General features: G+C 34.9%; 2 protein-coding genes. One reads left to right on the top strand and one right to left on the bottom strand.

All coding sequences use genetic code 11. The features are described 5' to 3' along the window. Positions 1–16 precede the first annotated feature (16 nt). Positions 17–1,084, top strand: coding sequence for a glycosyltransferase family 2 protein (locus N480_RS08845; protein WP_063372152.1), 1,068 nt, complete (start codon positions 17–19; stop codon positions 1,082–1,084). 2 nt (positions 1,085–1,086) lie between these two features. On the opposite strand, the gene N480_RS08840 is transcribed toward N480_RS08845, so the two are convergent. After that, complete coding sequence (locus N480_RS08840) at positions 1,087–4,062, bottom strand: hypothetical protein (RefSeq protein WP_063372151.1); 2,976 nt, start codon at positions 4,060–4,062, stop codon at positions 1,087–1,089. Positions 4,063–4,078: the final 16 nt, after the last annotated feature.

Raw genomic sequence — 4,078 nt, 5'->3', positions numbered from 1 at the left:
ACGATAACTAGGAATTATGGATAATACTCTACTGGCTATAGTTAGCCCGATTGCTTGTAATAGTAATGTCACCAGAACTTTTTTATCTAAATTGAATAGAATGGATGTAGCTGCCTACGCTCAATTTGTGTTTTGCATTGATGGCAAAATAGACAGTGAAAGTAAAGGTCTACTAGACGAGTTTGTTAGTACAAAATCTTGCGACTCAAGAGTCATATACAATGACTACCCAATGGGGTATTCAATAACTGTAAATAAAATAATGGAGCTAGTAAACAGGCCATATACATTACTAATGGACTCAGATGTCTTTCTTTCAGATGAGTGTTTACACAAGCTATATGAAAAGCTCGAAAGCCCTCAGGTTGCATCTGTTCAACCACTACTTATATATCCGCAGAATATGACTATACAGAGCTATGGGCATGTATTTGGCAAGGGGTTTAATAAGCATGCCCTTGTTGGAAGAAAAGTCCAGCAAGTCGGGGAGCTACCTGACCGAAATGCCCAAGCAATAACGACAGCTTGTCAGCTATTTAAAACGGCACTCTTTAACGAAGTTGGCGCGTTAGATGAGACATATTATAACGCATATGAAGGTATGGAGATTTCTTTAAAATATCGCAAACTTGGATACCAGACCGTTGTATGCGGTAATGCCACAGCCTACCATTTCCAAGGTAAAACCAGATCAAAAACGACGTTCAATGAGAGTATAGCTACATCCAAGTTTTGGACTCGCTGGGAAAGGTCTATCAAAAATGATTTCACTCAATTTTTCAATTTTAAAGAGGGTTTTAATACAGAGCCAAAACTAATCATTAATGTGAGTAATTTACAAGATTGGCGCTCTTATTTACCTTCAGATTGGGATGAGTTTGAGGTAAATTTTGCATTACGCAGCCGAGGGCAGCTCATTGAATGCTGGGAAGAGTTACCCGTTGAGTTTGTAAAGTACCCGGGCACACTTTTATTTTTGTGTGACCACTTTTCTCAGTTAAGCAATAATGATTATTGGTTTTCTCAAAGGGGCGCTAAAAAAACTATGATTTTAGATCTTCATGGGAATCAAGTTGTACCATAATTTTACCAAAGTCTAGGGTCGACATAAATTTCACCTTCAATAAATTGAATTGGCTCGAAGAACCAGTTTATTGAGCTCACTGAATCTTGTCTTAAATTATGGCTGGGTATATTTTTATATGAATTACCAGCCGAAGTCACTGTGTTTAGTACTTCTTCCCAGTAACGACCAGCACTTTCGAGATCTAGCTCAATTACTTTAATCACAGCTTTGCATTGTTTTACTTTGAATACCAGCCTTGGTTTGAGTTCAAAATCTGGATGAGCAGAAACACTATTTAAGAGCATAGCGGCTTCTTGGTTTTGTTTGTTTACAGCGTATATTGTCGCTAAATCTATAATGCTGTTAATATACTCTTGGTTGAAACCATTTAATTTTAAATCCTCTGATAGTTTATATAAGTATTCAGCTTTGCTTTTGCCCAGTTTAACGCGCAATGATTCTCGTTGATAGCGCGCCACAAGTAGCCTCCTGAGTTCGAAGTCATTTTCTTCATATTTATTAATTGCCGTTGTAAACAGTCTCAGAGCCGTTTTTGGTGATGTAACCATTTCGCTTTTCGCTGAATCCATAGTTAGATGTATTTTCTCGGCATTTTGACCATACTTAGTACAAAACTTTGAAGCTTTAACTCTTGTTGACTTTGCTAATTCATATTCATCTAACAAATAATGGGCCATCATTTTTCTATTTAAAATTATTGCTTTTGCTAATGCTCGATTATTACCATTAGATTCTTTTTCTATATCAGTAAGCTCTAATTTATTTATAAACGAGCAGTCAAGATTCCAAAACCTAATATTTATTAACTCCGACTGTATTCTGAAAAATAAATCTTTAATTTCGGCACAGTATAAAAATCTTTTTGTTATATTATAGGCTTGCTCCAAGTATGTGGTCGCCGCTTTGTTGTAGCTCGTATGGTTGGCTATGTTTCCTGCTTGAAAAAAGTCAAAAGCGACTAATAAAACATCGGAAGGGCATTCTAATCTATCGATAGCTGATTGGCTGTGTAGAGCTGTATTTATGATGGCTTCGGATAAATAATGCACAAGTCCAAAATGAGTTCTATCTACTTCTTGATCTCTGATTTTTCGTGCTTCTTTCAGCTCAGCGCTGTTGAGATTTTGGGAGTTCGATACGCTCAAGGATAAATAAGCATAATAATATTCCCTAGATCTTTTTGCTAAAATTTTGATTCTTGAAATACATTTATCGCTCAAAACTAAATGCCTAGAGAGTACCGACTCTCTGAGTAAATCATGAATCGGAATGTAGCGTTGCTCATATGATGATTCTACTTTGACTAGGCCATTTTTACTTAGTCTAAAAGCAACTTCTCTCTCTTCTAGGCTTAAATCATCGTATTTAATTCCGTTGGGAAGATTGTATATAATGCAAATAAGATCCAGTTCATTTTTGTCCAAAGTAGGCAGTTCGAACAGGTTTTTATGGTTTAGCTGGTTTACAATTTGACGAATTGAGTGCTCTTCGTTATGTAGCTGAGCTGATTTAATTAACTCAAGGCACTTTATTAAGCTAATAATATTTGGTGCAAGTTCAAAAACTAACCGTACGTCTTCATTAGAATGCTCTTGTTCAAAAGTCAACCTCATCGAGTTTTTAGTATCTTCAAACGAAGGGCCTGTCAACTCATAAAACTCGAACCCTTGTAATGCACTTTTAATTTCTTCAAATGAATAACATGGTCTTGAAAAAAGTAATAAGCTTACATTCTCTGTATACTTTGAAATGCTTGAGATTATATCCACAGACTTTATAATCACATTTGGAGATGCTTTTTGCCAATCATCTATTAAAATTAATTTCTTATATTTTAGTTTTTGATTCTTAATTAAACCTTCTACTATAGTTTCAATATCAGCGCTTTCATCTAGTTCATTTACTTCTCTCTCTGAATTCCAGTTAGAATCAAAAGAAAAAATAAGCAAGTCAGCTAATTTTTCCCAATCAGACTGAAGACCTGTAAACCGAATATGCTGAATTTCATGTGTTTTTGACCAATTTGCACAGGAGTTTTCTAAAATATATGTTTTTCCACACCCTGCTGAACCAGATATTAGTGCTAATAGTCTTCTTGACTGTCCTTTTAATATCAACTCATACCGATTCGTGATAGTGGAAGATAACTGCAAGCTTGACCGATAGGACAAGCTGACATCTGTAAAGTTATAAATCAATAATTCTTTAACCAATGAAATCGATTTATCATTGTAAGATAAAAAAAGCTCTATTCTATTATTAGCTATCTCTCTTTCTTCGGGGGTAAAGAGAAAGCTCATATAGTTCCACCCATCTTCAATAGCATGTTCTTTAATAATATTTTCATTTTTTAGCAGTGACAATACCGGCTTACTAACTTCATTTAAGTGAGAAACTGAAAATGGATTAAAAAAGGATATAACGATATAGTTAAATTCATTCGAGTTTACTGAGCCAATATCATTCAATTTACAGTTTGAGAAATCAACACAGTTTACAACTCGTACTTCTAGGGAAACTAAATCATTAATATCAAGCGTATTATTCGGACAGTTCTTTAGTAATTTTAAATAATTACCACCGTAAAGCTTTACCGTCTGGAGATTTGGCATGACTCTCTCAAAAAATGCCTCAACTCTGTATTGAAGTTTGGTGCTTATTTTAGCATTAGTTATTAAATATAAAGCCTTAAGACTTGACTCATCTAGTGCTGAAATGAGTGTTGAATCGAATGCTCTCGATACAATACTCATATTTGGATTGGTACGATATTTTACTTCTAACCAGGCAATAAACGAAGAGTCAAGGTATTCACTTTGGAATAGGCCTGTAGCGTCTTTATTTCCATCTCGAGTAAGTTTCGTTGCTTGCCAATCAAAATTTGGCATTGCTTTTGAGATTATATTTATAGCATCAACCTCAAATTGCTCATAATCCCTCAATACAGCGACTTTTTGTTTTGAATTAGAGTCCATAATTCCTAGTTATCGT

Source organism: Pseudoalteromonas luteoviolacea S2607, assembly GCF_001625575.1.
In the GTDB taxonomy this organism is placed as follows: domain Bacteria; phylum Pseudomonadota; class Gammaproteobacteria; order Enterobacterales; family Alteromonadaceae; genus Pseudoalteromonas; species Pseudoalteromonas luteoviolacea_E.
Note: the sequence above shows the minus strand (reverse complement) of the source record. Positions and strands in the feature narration are given on the sequence as shown.